The sequence below is a fragment of the Streptomyces sp. NBC_00258 genome, assembly GCF_036182465.1.
Lineage (GTDB): Bacteria > Actinomycetota > Actinomycetes > Streptomycetales > Streptomycetaceae > Streptomyces.
In genome coordinates, this window is sequence record NZ_CP108081.1 from 1,132,380 (window position 1) to 1,148,986 (window position 16,607).

General features: G+C 68.3%; 18 protein-coding genes and 1 pseudogene. 14 read left to right on the forward strand and 5 right to left on the reverse strand.

The genetic code is table 11. The annotated features are described in order from the left end of the window. Positions 1 to 252 precede the first annotated feature (252 nt). From OG718_RS05400 to OG718_RS05410, 3 genes are all read right to left on the reverse strand, one after another. Positions 253 to 693, reverse strand: coding sequence for a VOC family protein (locus OG718_RS05400; protein WP_143644385.1), 441 nt, complete (start codon positions 691 to 693; stop codon positions 253 to 255). 225 nt (positions 694 to 918) lie between these two features. Then, a complete protein-coding gene (locus OG718_RS05405) occupies positions 919 to 1,575 on the reverse strand; it encodes a response regulator (RefSeq protein WP_328843432.1) in 657 nt (218 codons plus the stop codon). Continuing rightward, on the reverse strand, positions 1,572 to 3,908 hold the full coding sequence (locus OG718_RS05410) for a sensor histidine kinase (RefSeq protein ID WP_143644433.1): 2,337 nt from the start codon (positions 3,906 to 3,908) through the stop codon (positions 1,572 to 1,574). Before OG718_RS05410 ends, OG718_RS05405 begins: the two co-directional genes overlap by 4 nt. A 342-nt stretch (positions 3,909 to 4,250) precedes the next feature. Between OG718_RS05410 and OG718_RS05415 the strand changes: the two genes are divergently transcribed. From OG718_RS05415 to OG718_RS05450, 8 genes are all read left to right on the forward strand, one after another. Continuing rightward, positions 4,251 to 5,105 (forward strand): IS5 family transposase, encoded by an 855-nt coding sequence (locus tag OG718_RS05415; RefSeq protein ID WP_328843433.1) that lies wholly within the window; start codon positions 4,251 to 4,253, stop codon positions 5,103 to 5,105. After that, a complete protein-coding gene (locus tag OG718_RS05420; RefSeq protein ID WP_328843434.1) occupies positions 5,102 to 5,524 on the forward strand; it encodes a hypothetical protein in 423 nt (140 codons plus the stop codon). The genes OG718_RS05415 and OG718_RS05420 overlap by 4 nt, the downstream gene beginning before the upstream one ends. A gap of 251 nt (positions 5,525 to 5,775) precedes the next feature. Further along, positions 5,776 to 6,243 (forward strand): peptidoglycan-binding domain-containing protein, encoded by a 468-nt coding sequence (locus tag OG718_RS05425; RefSeq protein WP_186001565.1) that lies wholly within the window; start codon positions 5,776 to 5,778, stop codon positions 6,241 to 6,243. Positions 6,244 to 6,416: 173 nt separating this feature from the next. Further along, positions 6,417 to 6,986, forward strand: a complete 570-nt coding sequence (locus tag OG718_RS05430; protein ID WP_306935360.1) for a hypothetical protein — start codon at positions 6,417 to 6,419, stop codon at positions 6,984 to 6,986. A gap of 267 nt (positions 6,987 to 7,253) precedes the next feature. After that, positions 7,254 to 8,015, forward strand: coding sequence for a hypothetical protein (locus tag OG718_RS05435; RefSeq protein ID WP_143644388.1), 762 nt, complete (start codon positions 7,254 to 7,256; stop codon positions 8,013 to 8,015). 271 nt (positions 8,016 to 8,286) lie between these two features. Then, positions 8,287 to 8,418 (forward strand): hypothetical protein, encoded by a 132-nt coding sequence (locus OG718_RS05440; RefSeq protein ID WP_260695886.1) that lies wholly within the window; start codon positions 8,287 to 8,289, stop codon positions 8,416 to 8,418. 656 nt (positions 8,419 to 9,074) lie between these two features. Beyond that, positions 9,075 to 9,629: a peptidoglycan-binding domain-containing protein gene (locus OG718_RS05445; protein ID WP_143644389.1), complete on the forward strand. Its 555-nt coding sequence runs from the start codon at positions 9,075 to 9,077 to the stop codon at positions 9,627 to 9,629. 369 nt (positions 9,630 to 9,998) lie between these two features. Continuing rightward, positions 9,999 to 10,457, forward strand: coding sequence for a DUF4333 domain-containing protein (locus OG718_RS05450; RefSeq protein WP_328843435.1), 459 nt, complete (start codon positions 9,999 to 10,001; stop codon positions 10,455 to 10,457). Positions 10,458 to 10,694: 237 nt separating this feature from the next. On the opposite strand, the gene OG718_RS05455 is transcribed toward OG718_RS05450, so the two are convergent. Continuing rightward, positions 10,695 to 10,832 (reverse strand): hypothetical protein, encoded by a 138-nt coding sequence (locus OG718_RS05455; RefSeq protein ID WP_328843436.1) that lies wholly within the window; start codon positions 10,830 to 10,832, stop codon positions 10,695 to 10,697. A gap of 34 nt (positions 10,833 to 10,866) precedes the next feature. Here OG718_RS05455 and OG718_RS05460 point away from each other — a divergent pair, with 34 nt between their 5' ends. The 4 genes and pseudogenes from OG718_RS05460 (at position 10,867) to OG718_RS05475 (ending at position 12,232) form a co-directional block, all read left to right on the forward strand. Further along, the gene (locus OG718_RS05460) at positions 10,867 to 11,226 is read left to right on the forward strand and encodes a hypothetical protein (protein WP_328843437.1); all 360 of its coding nucleotides are present in this window, start codon (positions 10,867 to 10,869) and stop codon (positions 11,224 to 11,226) included. Between the two features lie 58 nt (positions 11,227 to 11,284). After that, positions 11,285 to 11,524, forward strand: coding sequence for a hypothetical protein (locus OG718_RS05465; protein WP_328843438.1), 240 nt, complete (start codon positions 11,285 to 11,287; stop codon positions 11,522 to 11,524). Positions 11,525 to 11,564: 40 nt separating this feature from the next. Next, positions 11,565 to 11,763 (forward strand): annotated as a pseudogene (locus tag OG718_RS54370) (IS982 family transposase); the annotation flags it as partial. Between the two features lie 256 nt (positions 11,764 to 12,019). Beyond that, positions 12,020 to 12,232: a hypothetical protein gene (locus tag OG718_RS05475; protein WP_223065018.1), complete on the forward strand. Its 213-nt coding sequence runs from the start codon at positions 12,020 to 12,022 to the stop codon at positions 12,230 to 12,232. Positions 12,233 to 12,645: 413 nt separating this feature from the next. Here OG718_RS05475 and OG718_RS05480 read toward each other — a convergent pair whose 3' ends face one another. After that, positions 12,646 to 13,632, reverse strand: coding sequence for an alpha/beta hydrolase (locus OG718_RS05480; RefSeq protein WP_328843439.1), 987 nt, complete (start codon positions 13,630 to 13,632; stop codon positions 12,646 to 12,648). 804 nt (positions 13,633 to 14,436) lie between these two features. Here OG718_RS05480 and OG718_RS05485 point away from each other — a divergent pair. Together OG718_RS05485 and OG718_RS05490 are read left to right on the forward strand one after the other, a co-directional pair. Next, entirely contained in the window at positions 14,437 to 15,363 is a 927-nt protein-coding gene (locus OG718_RS05485) for a universal stress protein (RefSeq protein WP_328843440.1), read from the forward strand. A 582-nt stretch (positions 15,364 to 15,945) separates the two neighbouring features. Further along, on the forward strand, positions 15,946 to 16,209 hold the full coding sequence (locus OG718_RS05490) for a hypothetical protein (RefSeq protein ID WP_328843441.1): 264 nt from the start codon (positions 15,946 to 15,948) through the stop codon (positions 16,207 to 16,209). Positions 16,210 to 16,607: the final 398 nt, after the last annotated feature.

Here is a 16,607-nt window from a genome sequence, read left to right on the forward strand (position 1 = left end):
CCCGTGCCGCGACAGCCGTTGCCCACAGCTGCTGCCTGCGCTCGGAGGCGCTGCCTCCGGGACGACGGACGCACAGAAGCGCCTGTATTGATCACGAGCGTTGTTGACACTGTCCGGCTTGATCACGCGAACATCTCCGGTGCGGTGGAGCTGTCAAGGACTGGCTTTGACTCCGGTTCGTGGCTCCGCTTGACGGCTTGGGTCCTGGAGGGGATCGCAACACCTGGCCCTGAGGGGTTCGGTTTCTCCTTCTCAGCGCAGTTGCTCGGCCAGTCCGACGATGATGCCCTCCGGGCCGCGGACGTAGCAGAGCAGATAGCTGTCCTCGAACCGGGCGATCTCACCGACGAGTTCGGCGCCGTGAGGGCGCAGGCGGGCAACGGTGTCCTCGAGGTCGTCGACGGCGAACATGACGCGGTGCGTGCCCAGCACGTTGTGCGGCCGGTTGCGCGGCCCGTCGCTGATCACCGCGGGGCTGTGGTACTTCGACAGCTCGAGCCGACTGTGGCCGTCCGGGGTCCGGACCATCGCGATGTCACAGCGGACGCCGTCGAGTCCGGTGCACTGGTCGGCGACGAGGCCCGCAACCTCCGCCCTGCCCTCCAGCTCCATACCGAGTTCCACGAAGAACGCGATGGCGGCATCCATGTCCTCGACGACGATGCCTACGTTGTCCATCCGCTGAATCGCCATGCTGGTTTCTCCTTCTTCCTCGTGCGGCCGGTGGTGGCCGCTGATGTCCCTGGGACGGAGCCAGTGACACGTTCTCGACATCCGCAGACCGCCGAAATCCAAAAAATCTGGATCGGCCTCAGCACCGCTACCGCAGACACGCGAGCCAGGCGACACCACCGAGAGCGAGTGCGGCGCGGGTGGCCGCTCGCATGAAGACGATCAGCCTCGGCGTGCCGTCCCCGTTCAGAGGTCGTCCACGTCGACCAGCCCGTCCTGGATGGCGCGGGCGACCAGGCTTGCCTTGGTCCGCGCGGGTCGGCCGACGTTCGCGTACTTGATGCGGACCCGGTCCAGATACGAGTTGACCGTTCGTACGGAGATCCCGAGACGCTGCGCGACCAACTCCTTCGACTCCGACTGGAACCACTCGATGAGCACGTTCTCCTCGCGCACTGAGAGCTGGGGTCGGTCGGCGCGGGTATTCGCTCCCAGCGCGCCGGCCAGCGCGGGCGCCATGTAGGGCCGCTCGTCCGCTGCCGCCAGCGTCGCCTCGACCAGATGGTCTCGGCCCTCGCTCTTGGTCAGATAGGTCGCGGCTCCCAGGTCCAGGCAGTTGAGCGCTGTCTTCTCGTCGTCCCGCATCGAATAGACGACCACCTGCCGCCCGGCGTCGACGAGTCTTCGAAGGCTGCCGAAGGCGGGGCCGCCCTCGCCCAGTTGCAGATCCAGGACGACGACGTCGGCCGAGCTGCCCGGCGCGGTCCAGGCTTCCCGTACGGAGTCGCCGGCCGCCACCACGGAGATGGGCCGCCGTGATGCGGCGTACCACGCCTCCACGCCCGAGAGGATGGCGGGATGGTCGTCGACGACGACCACGCTGACCGGTGCGTTGTCACTCATGTGAGGTCAACTCCGGAGGCCGCCGGTCTTCTCCAGCCGGCCTCCACCCACACACTTCCACCACGCATCGTTCGCTCCACGTCCACCTGCACGTTCGTGGCACGCCCGTGCGCCTGAGCGTCCTCTTCCGTGCCCCGGCCGCCGGAGCAGTCCTCGCTGACCACGCTCACGCGCACCGCGCCGGGTGTCCACACGACAGTCACCCGCGCGGTCGAGCGGGTACGGCCCAGAATCACCGCCACCGGGTCGATCAGTTCCCTGCGTACCTCCACAGGCGCCTCACCCGGCCGGCCTCGTACGGCCAGGCTCACCGTCACCCCCCGGTGCTCGGCCACCTCGACGCACGCCCGCAACTCGTTCAGCAGCGGGTCCAAGACGGCATCGCTCTCCGCGAACAGGCGGCGCATACGGGCGGCTTCCACTCCGCACCGCAGCCTGACCTCCTCGTCGTGCGGGCTCAGCACACCATGGCCAAGGCCCACGAGCAGCGGCACGGTCGTCGCCGTCAGCGCGCGGTAGCGCTCCTTGTGATCACGCTGCATGTCCTCCTGGATGCGTTCCCGGGTACGCAGTTCTTCCTCCTTTGCGGCCGCGGTCCCCGCCGCCGGCGCCGTACCGTGGAGAAGGTACGTCATCAGTACACCGACGGAGAGCTGGAAGCCACAGCTGGCTATCGTCGAGATCCCCAAGGTGGCCCACTGCGCGACGGTTGGCGCCCCGGACAGGAAGACAGCGGTCGCGTTGAGCCCCACGTGCGCCCCGAGGAATGCCGCGAACACCCTGACCCGCAGGTCTGCCAGTAGGAACAGCGCATGCCAGCCGACCACTCCGAACGCCCAGTCCGGCGCACCTGTCGACACCTCCGGCGGGAGCGTGAACGCGCATACCGCCGAAACGGCCAGCACCGAGCCCACGCTCCACCAGCGCACCCTCGGCGGAATCTGCCTGCCACGCAGCAGATAGGCGCCCCCGATCACCGCGACCGCGGCAAGACAGACGAAGGCGGCCGTCTGTGCCCACGCGGGGCGGTACACGTCCTGGTGAACCGCGAGGCGGCGCAGCGAGATGGTGAACTGCCACACCAGGCTGATCAGCAGCACGGCCAGTTGGGTCCCGTAAAGGAGTCGCCCGCGGATGAAGCGGACGTCGGCTGTGTGCTGTACCTGGGCCCGGGGCGGACGCGGTACGCCGGTCGCCCGTGTTCCGTCGCCTGCCTGTGACGCCCGGGCCTGGCCGTGCCAGCGCCACTGCACGCGGGTCCCGGTGTCCGGATGGGAGGTGACGGAAGCGGAGCCTCCGACCGCGTGCATCCTGGCGATGATGGAACCGGAGATGCCCCGGCGCCGCGCGGGGACGGACTGCGGGTCGAAACCCCGTCCCGCGTCGGACAGTTCGACGACGGCGCCGTCCCCCTCCGTCCATGCCCTGAGCTCCGCCTCCCGCACCCCGGCGTGGCGTGCCACATTGGTGACGGCCTCCCGGACCCCGTTGAATATCGCGAGCCCAGGGCCGGAAGGAATCGCGAGCGGGCCGTCGATGCGCGTCTTGAGCCGCACCCTGGTCTGTCCCTCGCCCTCGGGCACACAGCCGAGCAGAGCCGCGAGGTCGACGCTCCCCGTCTCGAATCCGGGCACAGCGGACATGGCCTCCAGATCCTGTCTGGCGCGTGGAGGCAGCCACGACCAGTCCCGGCCGTCGCCCTGGGAGACCATCAGCAGCGTCGCACTCGCTGTGTCGTGCAGGGTCGCCAGGTACTCGCGCTCGTTCGCCCGGCGTGCGGCGGCGACTTCCATCTCCCGGCGCGCTGCCGCCCTGACCGCGGCCGACCGGTCAGCCGCCCTGGCCAGCGCGCGAATGATGAGGTAAGCAGCCCTCGACAGGCCAACCTGGATCAGCATGCGCACCAGGGGTACCAAGTCTGGGCTGTGCCCGGGCGAGGAGAGGACGTCGCCCAGCACGAAGACGACAGCCCCCAACGCGGCCAGGGCAGCCCCGGCCACCGGTCGCGTCGCCCACTCGTACTGGAAGGCGACGACGCTGATGCCGACCATCGCCTCCACCATCACATTCGCGGCCTCGCCGCCGATCACCGGCTGAGACAGCCCTGTCAACACCACCACGGCCGCGTCCAACGTCCACAGCAGGGCGAGCGGGAACATGCGCGGGCGACGCAGCGAGTAAAGGCGCACACCACAGGCGAAGAAAGCGGGCACCAGCAGAGACATCGCCAGGGGAATGTCCGCCGCATCCGCCGAGACGATGCCCAGCGCACCGCACAGGCAGACCACGATGGACCGGAGCCACACCCCGAACCGCTCAAGGGCCAGGATCACCAGGCGCTCGCTGGACCTGGGGCGGTCTATCGGCTCAGCGGCGCCATCCCCGTTCCCCCCGTCTCCCCCATCCCGCATAGACACAAGGGTAGTTGACCACGATCAAGGTGGAGCACCCCTTCGCCTCCCGGCTCGGTGCGATGAAGGCGTCGGGGTCCGGCCTTCTGATGCCAGCTGCCGAACGACCACCGGGCTGCCCCGAGCTTTGCAGCGGCAGTCGAACTCGAAGGTCACGCCTGAGTGGGTGTTCTGCGAGTGTTCGGCGGTTCTCGTCGCGCTTGAGTGCGGGTTGTCCGGTTCCAGGGCTTCACGGCCGGCCGGGGGTGCGCTCTGCTGGAAGGCGTGGGCGGGCGCGAGTCGTACCCCAGTGATCTGCCGGATGAGGCATGGGAGTTGATCCGGCCGGTCATCACCGCCTGGAAGGCGAAGCACCCCTCGGTCAGCGGGCATGCGGGCCAGTACGCGATGCGGGAGATCGTCAACGCGATCCTCTACCAGGCCCGCACCGGCTGCCAGTGGCGCTACCTGCCACACGACCTGCCGCCCAGGAGCGCGGTGTACTACTACTTCGCCAAGTGGCGCGACGACGGCACCGCCGAGACCATCCACGACCTGCTGCGCTGGCAGGCCCGCGAAATGCGCAAGCGGCACGAGGACCCCACCGCCGTCGTCCTGGACTCGCAGACCGTGCGGGCCTCGGCGAACGCACCAAAGGACACGACCGGCCTGGATCCGGGCAAGAAGAGCCCGGGCCGCAAGCGAGGCATCGCCACCGATGTCCTCGGCCTGATCATCGCCGTCGTCGTGGTCGCCGCGAGCGTGCACGACAACGCGATCGGCATCGCCCTGCTGGACAAGGTCGCCGCCACCGCACCCACAGTGACCAAGGGCTGGGTGGATGCCGGGTTCAAGCAGGCCGTGGTCGAGCACGGCGCCGACCTGGGCATCGGCATAGAGATCGTCCAGCGCGAGCCCGGGGCAAGAGGGTTCACCCCGGAGCCGAAGCGGTGGGTAGTGGAGCAGACGTTCGGCACCCTCATGCTCCACCGCAGACTCGTGCGCGACTACGAGACCCTGCCGGCCAGCTCAGTGGCGATGATCCACTGGTCCATGACCGACGTCATGCTCCGCCGCCTCACCCGCACTGCCACCCCGACCTGGCGCGATGCACCCCAGGCGAGCAGGAGCGGGCGGTGAGACAGCTCCTGGACAAGATCGAGGCCCGGCAGCGGCTGGTGCGTGAGACCGCCGAACGGCTGCGTAAGCAGATCGCCGAGCTCACCGGGCAACTCGCCGCCGCCGAGTGCACCTTGGAACGGCTGGAGACCACCCGCGAGACCGTGCTGGAACTGGCCACCGAGGACGGCACCCCACCGCCCGAGCCGCTGCCGTCCGGCTACCGCGAGATCCTGGCCCTCTTCGAGCGGAACGGGGACGGGCTGCGCGCCAGGGACGTCTGTCGCACCCTCGGCACCGGAACCGAGCCGCGGCACACCGAAGGCATGCGCGCCAAGCTGAAACGCCTGGTCAACCGCAGCATCCTCACCGAACCCGAACCCGGCCTGTTCACCCTCACCCCGCTGCCACCGACCACCCCAGAGACCGACTCAAACTGAAATCAGACGAAGACCCACAGAACACCCACTGAGAACGAGAGGCGGTCTCGTCCGCTGCGTTGCGTGTATTCCGGTGTGTGCGGCGGCCGTTCTGTGTGGGGCGAACGACCGTCACACTCAGCGACCGGGCCGGGCTACTGTGCCCGTCGTACGGGGCTGGCACCGGCCTCGGCGGGCGCGCGTCCAGGCGGGTACGAGTGCGCGCCTGACACACGGGCAGTTCGCTTCCTTCCCTCATGAGAGGTTCAACCATGTCCATTCGTCTCGGCAAGCGGTTCAGATCCCTTCTGGCGACCGGCGCCCTTACCGCCGGCCTCCTCGGTGGCGCCATTGCCGTCGCGCCTTCGGCGGCAGCGTGGACATACCTCGGGCATTGCTCGGGCGGCCAAACCATCAGTTACACGGCTACCTCCACGCAGTTGATCAAGGTGCCGGTGATTCGGTACGACGGGCTCAACAACGTGCGCTGCTGGATGGACTACGGCAGCACTGGAAACGGCGTCGAGGTTCTTCAGCTCGCCCTCAAGTCGTGCTACGGGCGCTCCATTGCCGTGGACGGCGTATTCGGGTCGGCCACGCGCGATGCCCTCAAGTACGCCCAGAGGCAAGAGGGGATCACCGTTGACGGGCAGTACGGCGAGCAGGGGTTCAGGAATCTGAAGTGGGCGAGGTACACGCAGGACGGGACGCGCAACGGCTGTGCCAGCTACAGCTTCTAGCCACTCGCCCTGAAGAATTCGTTGTCCGCCGTTCGTGATCAGTCAATGCCGCGGCTGCCCGTCAAGAAGTAGTGAGACACCGGCCGGACCCATGCTCATGCCGGGGGCCGACACGGCCCGCCGCTCCGTGCGGGTCAGCCACCGGCGTACGCTCACGGGCGCACCGTCGAGCGATGGCGAACGAGGGAAAGACACCACCCGTGCATGAATACGACGACCCCTCCTGGGGGCCACTTCCCGTCCGCCCGGCCGCACTGCGCTGGCTGCTCCTTCTCCCCCTGACCCTGGTGTTCCTGCCGCTGTGGTGGGTGGTATGGGTCTTCCTCGCTGCCTGCTTCTACTGCGTGGCCACGGTGGCCCAGCTGATCGTCTACATGGTGCCGCGTGCCGAGAACGGTGCGATACGGGTGCTGGACGCCACGCTGGGCCAGGTGCCGTTCGTCCCACTCTGGTGCGTGACCCCGGTGGCGCTGGTGCGGGAGGGCGATACGGCGTACTACAAGGCGCGCGTGGACCGGCGCATCGAGAAGCAGACCCGGCGAGTGGAGACCTCCCAGCACCGTCGCGAGTACCACCGCGACCTGGAACTCGGAACGCACTACTTCCGGGGCGCCGGCGCCGGTTACGTCCTGCGCGTCGCCTCGGAGCGGGGCTGGAACCTCCATCCGGTGCTGCGCTCGCACCCCCGGCGTCGGCTTCGGCTGCGCCACAACGGTCGGCCACGGCCGGACTTCAGGAACTGACGGTCCCGGACGCTCTTCGTCAGGGGCGGCCGCCCCACCTACTTGACCAACGGCCCACCAGCCGGCGCACTCCGGGCCGTTCACGCGATTTCGGCCAGGCGCTGGCAGGTGGAGCCTCAATCTGCCTGCTGGCGCCACGAATTGACGAGATGGCCGCGGAAATACCGCCGGAGAACCTGGCGATCGACCCTGGTTTGCTCACCCGCTTTCAAGGAGACGACACTGAGAAGAAGCGCCCTGCGGTGGCCGGTACTGATCATCGCGTTCGTGCTGGGCCCGCTTTCGTTGAGCGGCTGTGCCATCGACAAGGGCACGGCACTCGCCGCGGATTTCGAAGACAACTGGGCCGGTACGCCGGACGTGGCGAAAATCCGCACCACCAAGAACAACACTCTGCCCTTCAAGGGAACGTCGACCGGCACGCTGATCCTCAAGGACGGCACTTCGGCCGACCGCGTGACGAAACTCGTGGGCAAGTTGAGAGAGTACGTCGCCCGTCACGACAAGGTCACCGGTCGGATCGCGGTGGATGGCATCACCTTCACCGTCGTCGCGGACGAGAGGCGCACCAGAGAGGTCCTGGCGCTGTGGCGGTCGCTGACGGCCGATGACCGGGTGGCGGACGCCGACATCAATGACGCGCCCTGGAGAGAAGCAACCGACCGCTGGCGGATCGAGGTCACCGCGGTCGATGCCACCGGTGCATTGGCGGTGTTCAAGGACATGTACGCCGAGGGCGACCGGCACCGGCCACTCTCCGGCGTGATTGTCCTGACGGTCAAAGGAGGGCTCTTTGTGGAGACCGACTTCAATGATCGTTTCCCTGCCGAGGCGATCGCCGCGTACGAGGCGGTGCTCGCCCAGTACCCGGTCGTCGGCGCGACTCTGCGACGCGATGCCGTGTCTGGATCGGCGGTAAACATCGTCGTGGCGAAGGGCTCGGATCGGGACCATGCCGACGAACTCGCCAGGAGGGCTGCCCCGAACCTCGGGGCCGCCATCAAGGTCACCAGCGACAGCGCCGACTGATCGCCGACTGGATCAACCAGCGCGGCTGTTCCTCTTACTTCAGCCGCAGACCCTCCCTGTGGGGATCGGAGCTGGTCGTCTCGCGCTCCAGCGCCCGCCCGACTCCATGGCACGAGGGCCAGGTCGGGCTCGGTCACCGGCTTGGCGACCGAGCCCGACCGGTTGTGACCGACGGATCAAGATCTGCGACTGGAGTACTTGCTTCTCATCGGTCGTGGATGGATTGGATGACTGCACTTCAGCGATCTCACGGTCCGGGTAACTCGCCTACATGCAGGCGGAGTTGCTGGACGGGCCGTCGGTGGTGACGGACGGGGAGTGGACCGAGGAGTTCTCCTACCGGCTGGAGGATCTCCTCCTGGAGGTCGCGTCCAACCGCCATGGGGTTCTCACCCGTGGCTAACCGAGAAGGCGATCAAGCTGACCAAGTCCACCTGCAGCCTGGCCGACTGCGAGGTGCGCTCCTGTCGCGGCTGGTAGCAGCACATCACCCTGGCCCAACCGGCCGCCGCAGTTTCTTGTCTGTCGTCCAGGACGCGGCGGCCCTGCGCGAGTAGAGCCGCCACGCCTCGGAGCACTTGCGTCAGGAGGTGGCGCAGCCCGCCGGCCACACAGGGGGACGAGGTTGACCCCACCGGCTCCGTCCCGCCCCTGCATTTCACCGTCTACGAGGTCCGCCGCCTCGTCATCGTCCTGCAGCCCCAGCCACCCATCCCGACCGGATCCTGCACGGCCCGCACTGCCTCCAGCGGACGACGCTGCCACCGAGCCCGTGCCCGCGCCTGCCATCGAACCCGCCGCTCCCCCACACCACCCCCGCCGCCCTGGACTACAGCCATCCAACCGATCTACGACTGAACAGCTTGTGGGGCAAACGACCGGCACACTCAGCGACCGGGCCGGACTAATGTCCCGTCATACGGGGCTGGAACCGACATCGGCGGGCGCGCACAACCTCACTTTCGCTTTCTAACTCATGCGCCTGGGCAGTCGGCATTGGCAGGGCCATCCCAGATCAGATCCGAAGCAAGCGATCCTGCCGTGCCCCTGCCTGCGCAGGTGACCAGTGATCCCAATAAGTTCACGCTGCATCAGTCGCACCGCAGCCCCGTCCTGCAGGAACTCGGGCAATCCGCCCGAAAATCGGAAGGTGGAGCAGAATTGATCAACATCCGAAGCGGGCGCGCCAAGTCGGCTACGGCCACGGGGGCCCTTCTGGCCGGCCTCCTCGGCAGCGTTCTCGCCGGCGCGCCGTCCGCGACCGCGGCCGCGGCTGACTCCCCTTGCAGCTACGGGGGTTACGTTTACAACAAAGTCACAAACCCCACCTCTTACAAGTACATCCCCTACGTCACCGGCGATTGGTCCAATTGCTGGCTGGACCGGGGGATGAGCAACACGGCAGTCCGCGCCCTTCAGAAGAACCTCAATTCCTGCTATGGATACAAGCTGGCAACGGATGGGGTCTTCGGAGCCCTCACCGAGTCGGCGCTCACCTCCGTGCAGAGGAAGGTGGGTGTCGCGGCGGACGGCGAGTACGGCCCCAATACGCGGGACGCGATGGCGTGGGCGAACTACAGCGTGGAAACCGGGGCGCGGATCAGCTGCAACTGACGAACAGCTGATCCACCGCCCGATCCCCGGTGTGATCACTCGAGACCGTTCGGTCCGCATCCCTGGCCGGGGATGGCGCAATGCCCATGAAGGCTTCTCGAAGCCTCACTAAATGGCACCTGCCCTGCAGTGGCATGTCGCCGCCAGCGGGGGCAGGCGCGCCTGGCGGTGCATTACCACTCCGCGACCTGATCTCCACTCTCCCCGCGCGAGCCGCCGGGATGTCGGCGCCAAGTCGCGGGAACTTCCGCGTAACGGGAGGTGCGTTCGTCGCAGGGCGACCGCACCTCTTTCGGGTCATGCTGATCCCTTTTACGTGTATGTGCAGTCTTGAATCTTTGTCTTATTACCTACAAAAACGGGGACGGAATGCAGCACACGAGGGGTAGCAAGAGGATTGCGACCGCGGCGGCACTGGGCGCACTGGCGGTGCTTCTCGCCACCGGATGCTCCTTCAGCATTGGCGACGCGCAGAAGAAGAATGAGGCGACGGCCAGCGAGAGCGCGGCCGCTGTCGACGAGCAACCGACGGCCGAGGAGCAGCCGGTCGGTGACGATCCCGCGGAGCCCGGGAACGCGGGCGTCAGCGAGGACGGTGCCGTCCACAAGGCCCGAGTCGCGCAGACGATCTCCGACAAGCTCGCCGCGGACACCGGCAAGCGTCCCGACCGGGTCACCTGCCCTGAGCACCTCCCGGCCCGGGTCGGCGCCACGATTCGCTGCAAGCTCACTGCCGGCAGCGACACCCTCGGTGTCACCGTCACCGCCACCTCGGTCAACGGCAAACAGGTCAATTACAACTTCAAGGTCGACGACAGCGTCAGGTGAACACAGAGCCCGCGCGACCCGTTCGGGAAACGAAAGGCCCGGGGCCCGAGATCCGGGCCTTTTCGCGGCGGCCAGGCGGCATGTGGGCGGAAGTTCCGCGCTGTCGCGCACTCTCGCGGGGTCACTGGCCGCCTCGGGATGTGAGAACGCATCACCCCCTGGGCGCCCGACACTGAGGGGTGCATTCGCTGGACCGAGACGGTCGATCGGTGTCGGGTGACCCTGACTCGTGTCCTTTCACGGGGGTCCGTTGACCTCGGTGATCGCGTGAGCTGACGGTCCGACAGGTTGCTGCTCGTCGCCGCAGCCGTCGTACGAGGACTGGCCACGTTGGCCGCCGTGCAGGACCGCGTGATCGACAAGCTGCGCGCCCACGCCGCACCTGCCCAAGCACGAAGGAGCATGTCAGGTGAGCAATGTACTGACCATGAGAGCCTCCCAGGAAAGGGTCCACGACGGCTCTCCGGCGCCGGTCAAGGACTGGGTCGACTTCTCCGACGGATCGGGACCGGCCCGGGTGGTCGCGTACGTGGAGCGCGAACTGCCGCCGGGCGGCATACCCGCATACCTCGCGGCCCGCAGCAGCGGCGCTCGCTCCTTCGTCCTGTGGGCCGACGAGCACCGCCGGGAGCGGGTGGCCACCCTGGTGACTTTGTCAGCCACCGGCGGTGTCGCGACGTTTCAGGCGCTCGGAGCTCGTGCGCGAGAAGGCGCTCCGTGGCAGGGGCCTGCGCACCCGCTGGACGGTGACTCAGCCGGGCGGTCCTGAGGCAGTGGGCTTCAAGGGCCGAATCTTCTGGTGGTGCATGTGGTGGCTGTCGTTGCCCATGCAGCTGCTGATCCTCGTGTTCAGCGTTTTCGACAGTGTGCCCGGCAATGAGGGGGGTGTCGCGCGCGGCCCCCGGCGCATCAAGTGGCGCGCGGGTGGGCAGATCCTCCTGGAGTTCAGATCCCGCGGCAGCAAGCTGCATTTGCACGCGCCGGGACTGGACTGGCGGCTTGGGGCCACCCTGGTCGTCCTGTTGCGCACCTTCGGCGCCGGCTCGTGGGACGCCAGGAAGAAGTGACCGGTCGGTCGCGCCACCGGTCCCGTCCCCTCGCCGAGGGCACGGCCGCCTTGCCCCTGTCCGTCAGTGGAGCGAGGCCGTGTTCGACTCCCTCAAGGCCGGCTCAGCCTGGAACAACACGGCAGCAGAACCCTCGTCGGAGTCTTCGCCCGCACTGGCCAACGACTCCTCGCCTCCGCAGCCGATTTCTGACATCTGACAACTGGACCACCGGCGTCAAAGATCAAACGATCCCCTGATCGGCTGGGGCCAACGAATCGGTCATGATGCTCATCGTCACCCGCGAGGTTGACCACCGCTGCAGAGCTTCCCTGTGGACATACTGGAGATGAAAGGCTGTACTGCACACAAGAGTTCGCTCGACTCGAGCAGTTCGTCACCCACTGACTGTCAGGGACGTACCGGAATCCGGCGCGAGAGGACGGCATGCCACAACAGGACACCGGCCCCAGCGGGGCCGTGCCCCGCAATCGCCCGGGAGACACTTCCCTCACCATGGGCATTGTCGCCCTCGCGGGTTCCTTCATCCCTGTCATCGGTGACTTCGTCGCCGCACCCCTCGGGTTTCTCGCTCTCCTCCTGGGAGTGCTGGGGGTCTGGCACAACGAACGGGGCCTCGCCACGAACTTCGGCCCCTCCCTCATCGGCGCCACCCTCGGCGCCCTGGCGATCTTCATCGTCCTGCTCATGTACGCCGTCACTCGCTGAACGGCACTCCCAGTACCCGGGCGCAGCCCCGGAACCTGATACCCCGAAGCACCCTCCCACCCACCGCCGTCCGCGAGAAGGCTGCTCCGTGCGGCAGGAAGTCCCACTGGCAGCCGGTCCGGGGCTGGTACGGATTCACATTGCCGATCTCCCGCATCGCACACTCGCCCTGACGGCCGATGCCCGAAGGACGCGCGGGCCTCAAGCCGGGACCACGGGCTCAGTCAAAGCCCACCGTTCGCCGGACAAGTCGCCGCGGTGTGGGTCACGTTCACTCCTTCTGCCGCCCGAGCACACCCAAGCCCGCCAACCAGCACGATCACCCCAGACCGCCACTCGCCGATGGGCCCCGGCCCGCGACACGACCGGGCGGTGAAGAGCCTCAGCGCGCCCAGGGTTGACAGCTGCGGAGTTCACGCGCCCACGGCGTGCAGCAGCATCGGCAAGGAGTGGTGCAACTCCCGCTCCCCGTAGGCCGGATGGTGAGTGCCGGAGTGGAAGTGGCCGGTGACCGGGGCGCCGAGCCGCCGCAGCCGGGTGTCCAGGGACCGGGTCAGGTCGTGGATGACGGCCTCCGCCGGGTCGTAGACGCTGCCCGGCGGATCGAGCGGTCCCGGGGTGCCGTCCCCGGTCGAGAGGTAGACCGGGGTGTGGCGCAGGTGCTGGGCCAGGTGGTGCGGGTCGTGAGCCTGCCAGATGGCACGCTGGGCATCCCGGTCCCCCCACAGGGCGTCCAGGTCGCCGCCATACGCCTCCTCCATCTGCGGCCAGACCTCGCGCATCCGGGGGTGGAGGAGATGGACCGGCCCGCTGTAGCTCGCGGCGGCGCGGAACAGACCCGGGCGGCGCGCGGCGTAGGAGACCGCGCCGAAGCCGCCCATCGACAGTCCCGCCACCGCACGCCGCGACCCGGCACCGTAGTGACGTTCCAGCAGCGGGCGCACCTCGTCCAGATGGAAGGACTCCCAGGCGGGCGGGCCGCCGGTGCCATGGTTCCACCAGTTGCTGTAGAAGCCGACCTGGCCTCCCTCGGGCATTACCACCAGGACATCCCGGAGCTGAGGCAGCTCCTCGACGTCGGACTCACGGGTCCAGGTCTTGTACGTCTCCGGCTCGAAGCCGCCGTGCAGGAGATACAGAACGGGCCACGTCTCGCCGGGCCCCCGCCGCTCCCAGCCGTCCGGGGTCAGCAACCGGACCTTGGCCGTACCCCCCAGCGCGGGCGAGGCGACGGTGAGATCGACCAGACGCTCACCGGCCTGCTCCTCGGCGATGATCCGGGCACCGTGCCGCGCGGGGGCCCTCGCCTCGGCGGCCGTGGCAGACACTCCCCCAAAGAGCAGGAGGTCCGCGATCACCAGGGTGAGGAGCAGCCGTAAACGCGCAGAGTTCCACTGCACGACGAAGGTCCTTTCATACGGGTCGGGTCGTACGTGGGCTGTTGTCATACGTCACGCGTGCGCAGGGCCCCGGCCGCGAGCAGGAGCGGCTCCGCCGTGTAGCCGGCGACCCGGAGCAGATAGGCGAGGGCCGAGGCTGCCGACCGTCCGTGCGGTCGCATTCGCGGTCTGTGAGCTGCAGCAGCGCGGCCGTCGGGGGACGCCCGCGCCCCAGCGCTGGACATCACCGAACAGCGGCCCGAGCAGGGAGGGCAGTAGCAGCAGGCCGGTCATGGCGGTGACGGCACCCGCGAAGTGGTGGACGAGGCTACCGACCGCAGCGCGTCGCCGGCGAGGTAAGTGAACGGGGCTGCTGCAACCATGCCGACGACGCTACGAAGCACAGATGAACCGGACATCCGCCAGCGGGAGTCAACGGCTACTCCCCCGGCAGTAGCCGCAACCAGTGCCATCAGCTCCCACTCCCAGTCGGTCAGTACGGCCAACCGCTCGACGCCCGCCGCCTCCGGTCCCTCAGCCGGGCGAACTCCTCCACCATCGAGCGCCTCCTCCGCGCGTCCGGATCGACGTCCCGTGACCTCGCTGGGGTCGGGCGCGTGGTCTGGTCTACACATGCAGTTGTCCCGTGGATCGACAGCGGGGCACGTACGAGCTGGCGGCCCCGGTTCCTGCCCGACGTCGGGGCCGTCGTCGACTGGACGGCAACCAACTCGGAGTGTTCCGTCGACCACGGTCACGGCCAGTCACAGGAGTCCAAACGGAGACGCGGTGCACGACACGCGCCGACCCGCGAGGCAGGGGAGAATGAGAGAACATCGCGAAGCGCAGAAGGCGGTGGGAACCATGGTGCTGCCCATGGTCGTCGGTGTCGATGGCTCGGAGCCCAGCCTCCATGCCGTCGACTGGGCCGTGGACGAGGCGGTCCGCCACGGGGCGCCGCTGCGGGTCGTCCACGCCTCGCTCTGGGAGCGGTACGAGGGTGCGGCCCTGGCGGACACACCCGATGTCGCCTCGGACGCCGTGACCGGACACGATCTCGCCGAAAGCATCGTGGCGGGAGCGGCCCGGCGTGCCGGGCAGCGCGCCCCGATGCTGGAGATCAGCACGGGCGTGATACCGGAGGATCCCGTGTCGGCTCTGCTGCGCGAGGCACTCCGCGCCAGTGCCGTCGTGACCGGTGTACGAGGCAGGGGCCCGATCAGGGAACTCCTGCTGGGCTCGGTCAGTCTCTCCCTCGCCGCCCGTGCTCCCTGCCCGGTCGTCGTCGTACGCGGCTCGGCACAGAACAGACAAGCCGCCATCGGCCGCATCGTGCTGGGCGTCGGAACCGGTACCACAGCACCGGCAACGGTCCGGTACGCCTTCCGGGAGGCCGCTGTGCGCGCGTGCGAGATCGAGGCCGTACGGGCCTGGCGTCGCCCGGCGCACCGGACTGCCCTGCATCCGCCGCGGGCCGGGGAGCCCGCCCATGCCGAGGAGGATGACGCCGCGGCTCTGCTCGACGAGGCGTTGGACGCCGTTGCCCAGGAGTACCCCGGCATAGTCGTGCACCGCACGCTTATTGAGGGCTCCGCACGCCATGCGCTGGTGACCCGGTCCTCGGCGAGCGACCTCCTGATCATCGGCGCCCGCCGGCCTCGCGGCCACCTCGGACCGCAGCTCGGCCTGGTCGGACACACGGTGCTGCACCACTCCGACTGCCCGGTGGCGGTGGTCTCGCAACAGGAGTGACATGGTCGACGGACTGCGGCCGTCACCAGGCGGGCTTGAGTCACTCCTCGTGTCTGAGGCCGGCCCTCGCGATCGGCACGTTCGGGCTGCACCGAATCTGGCTACACGCCGGCATCGCGGCTATGACTACGCCGTTCGCGGTGGGCACACGGCACCGCACCGGCGCGTGCGGCACGCCGACGCGCCGGTGAAGGAGGGGCGGGGTCGGTCGGCACACGATTGGCGGGTCCCACGGCACCGCCGGAATCCCGACACCATGCCAGGGCTACCGCACTGAGGCATGCACAGGCGAGCGTGCTGCCCCGGCCTCCTGCCGTGGTCGCCGTCAGCCACAGAGCACGCGTCGATGTCGCGCTCCTTCAGGGGACGCCCATCGGACGGTGCGGCCAGCGGTACGTCGTCCTCGGGGCCTCACGGAGAACACCGCCCCGCACGGCATGCTGCTCGTTGGCACCCCGATTGTGGCGGAGCTGGGTGACGACGGTTCGGCTGCGGCCGTAACTGGGGACCGGTCCCGGGAGTCAGCACTAAGGTCAGCGATCCGCCCGAGTCCAGCGTCCATCTCTTGTTGCGGAGCCTTGGATGATCTTCGCTTTCCCTGTCCTGTGCATCTTCGCCTGGATGGCCTGGTCAGTCTTCCGGATGAGCCACTTGCACCCCTGGCGTCAGTGGCTGCCCGCCACGCTGCTGACGACTGCCGTCTCTTCATGGTTTCTCCTCGCAGCCTCCGGCGCCTCCGAGTTGTGGGTGTACCTGCCCATCTGCCTCGCCCTGGCATCGTGGGCCGTGAGTCTGCGAGAACGCCGCGCGGCCGGCAGCAGAGAGCGCCTCGGCGAACCCGACTGAGGCCGACATACCAGGGGTTCGGACGCCGTGTGGGGCGCCTGGCCGACACCGATCAGGCCGCGGGTTCCGCCGAAGGTCACCTCGCTCGACCACCGCGCGGCAACGCGGGCCACCAACTGTCCGGCCGATGCAGTCAGGGCGGTGGAGATCAAATGCCAGGTAGTGGCCAGTGTCTGCGGCGGCCGGCTCGGCCGGTGCGCCGAGCCGCCCGCCCTTCAGGCAGGCGGAGCGTGGCCTACGGGCGTCGGCGCGACGCCGATAACCACGACCTGAATGCCCTGTTCCGCTGCGGTGACCTGCGTGTTTTCGGCTTGTCTCATTCGACAACTACGCCATGCGGTCTCACGAACATGTCCCTTGTGGGTGAGGGCGGCGACGAAAGGGGGTTGCCCCGGTTT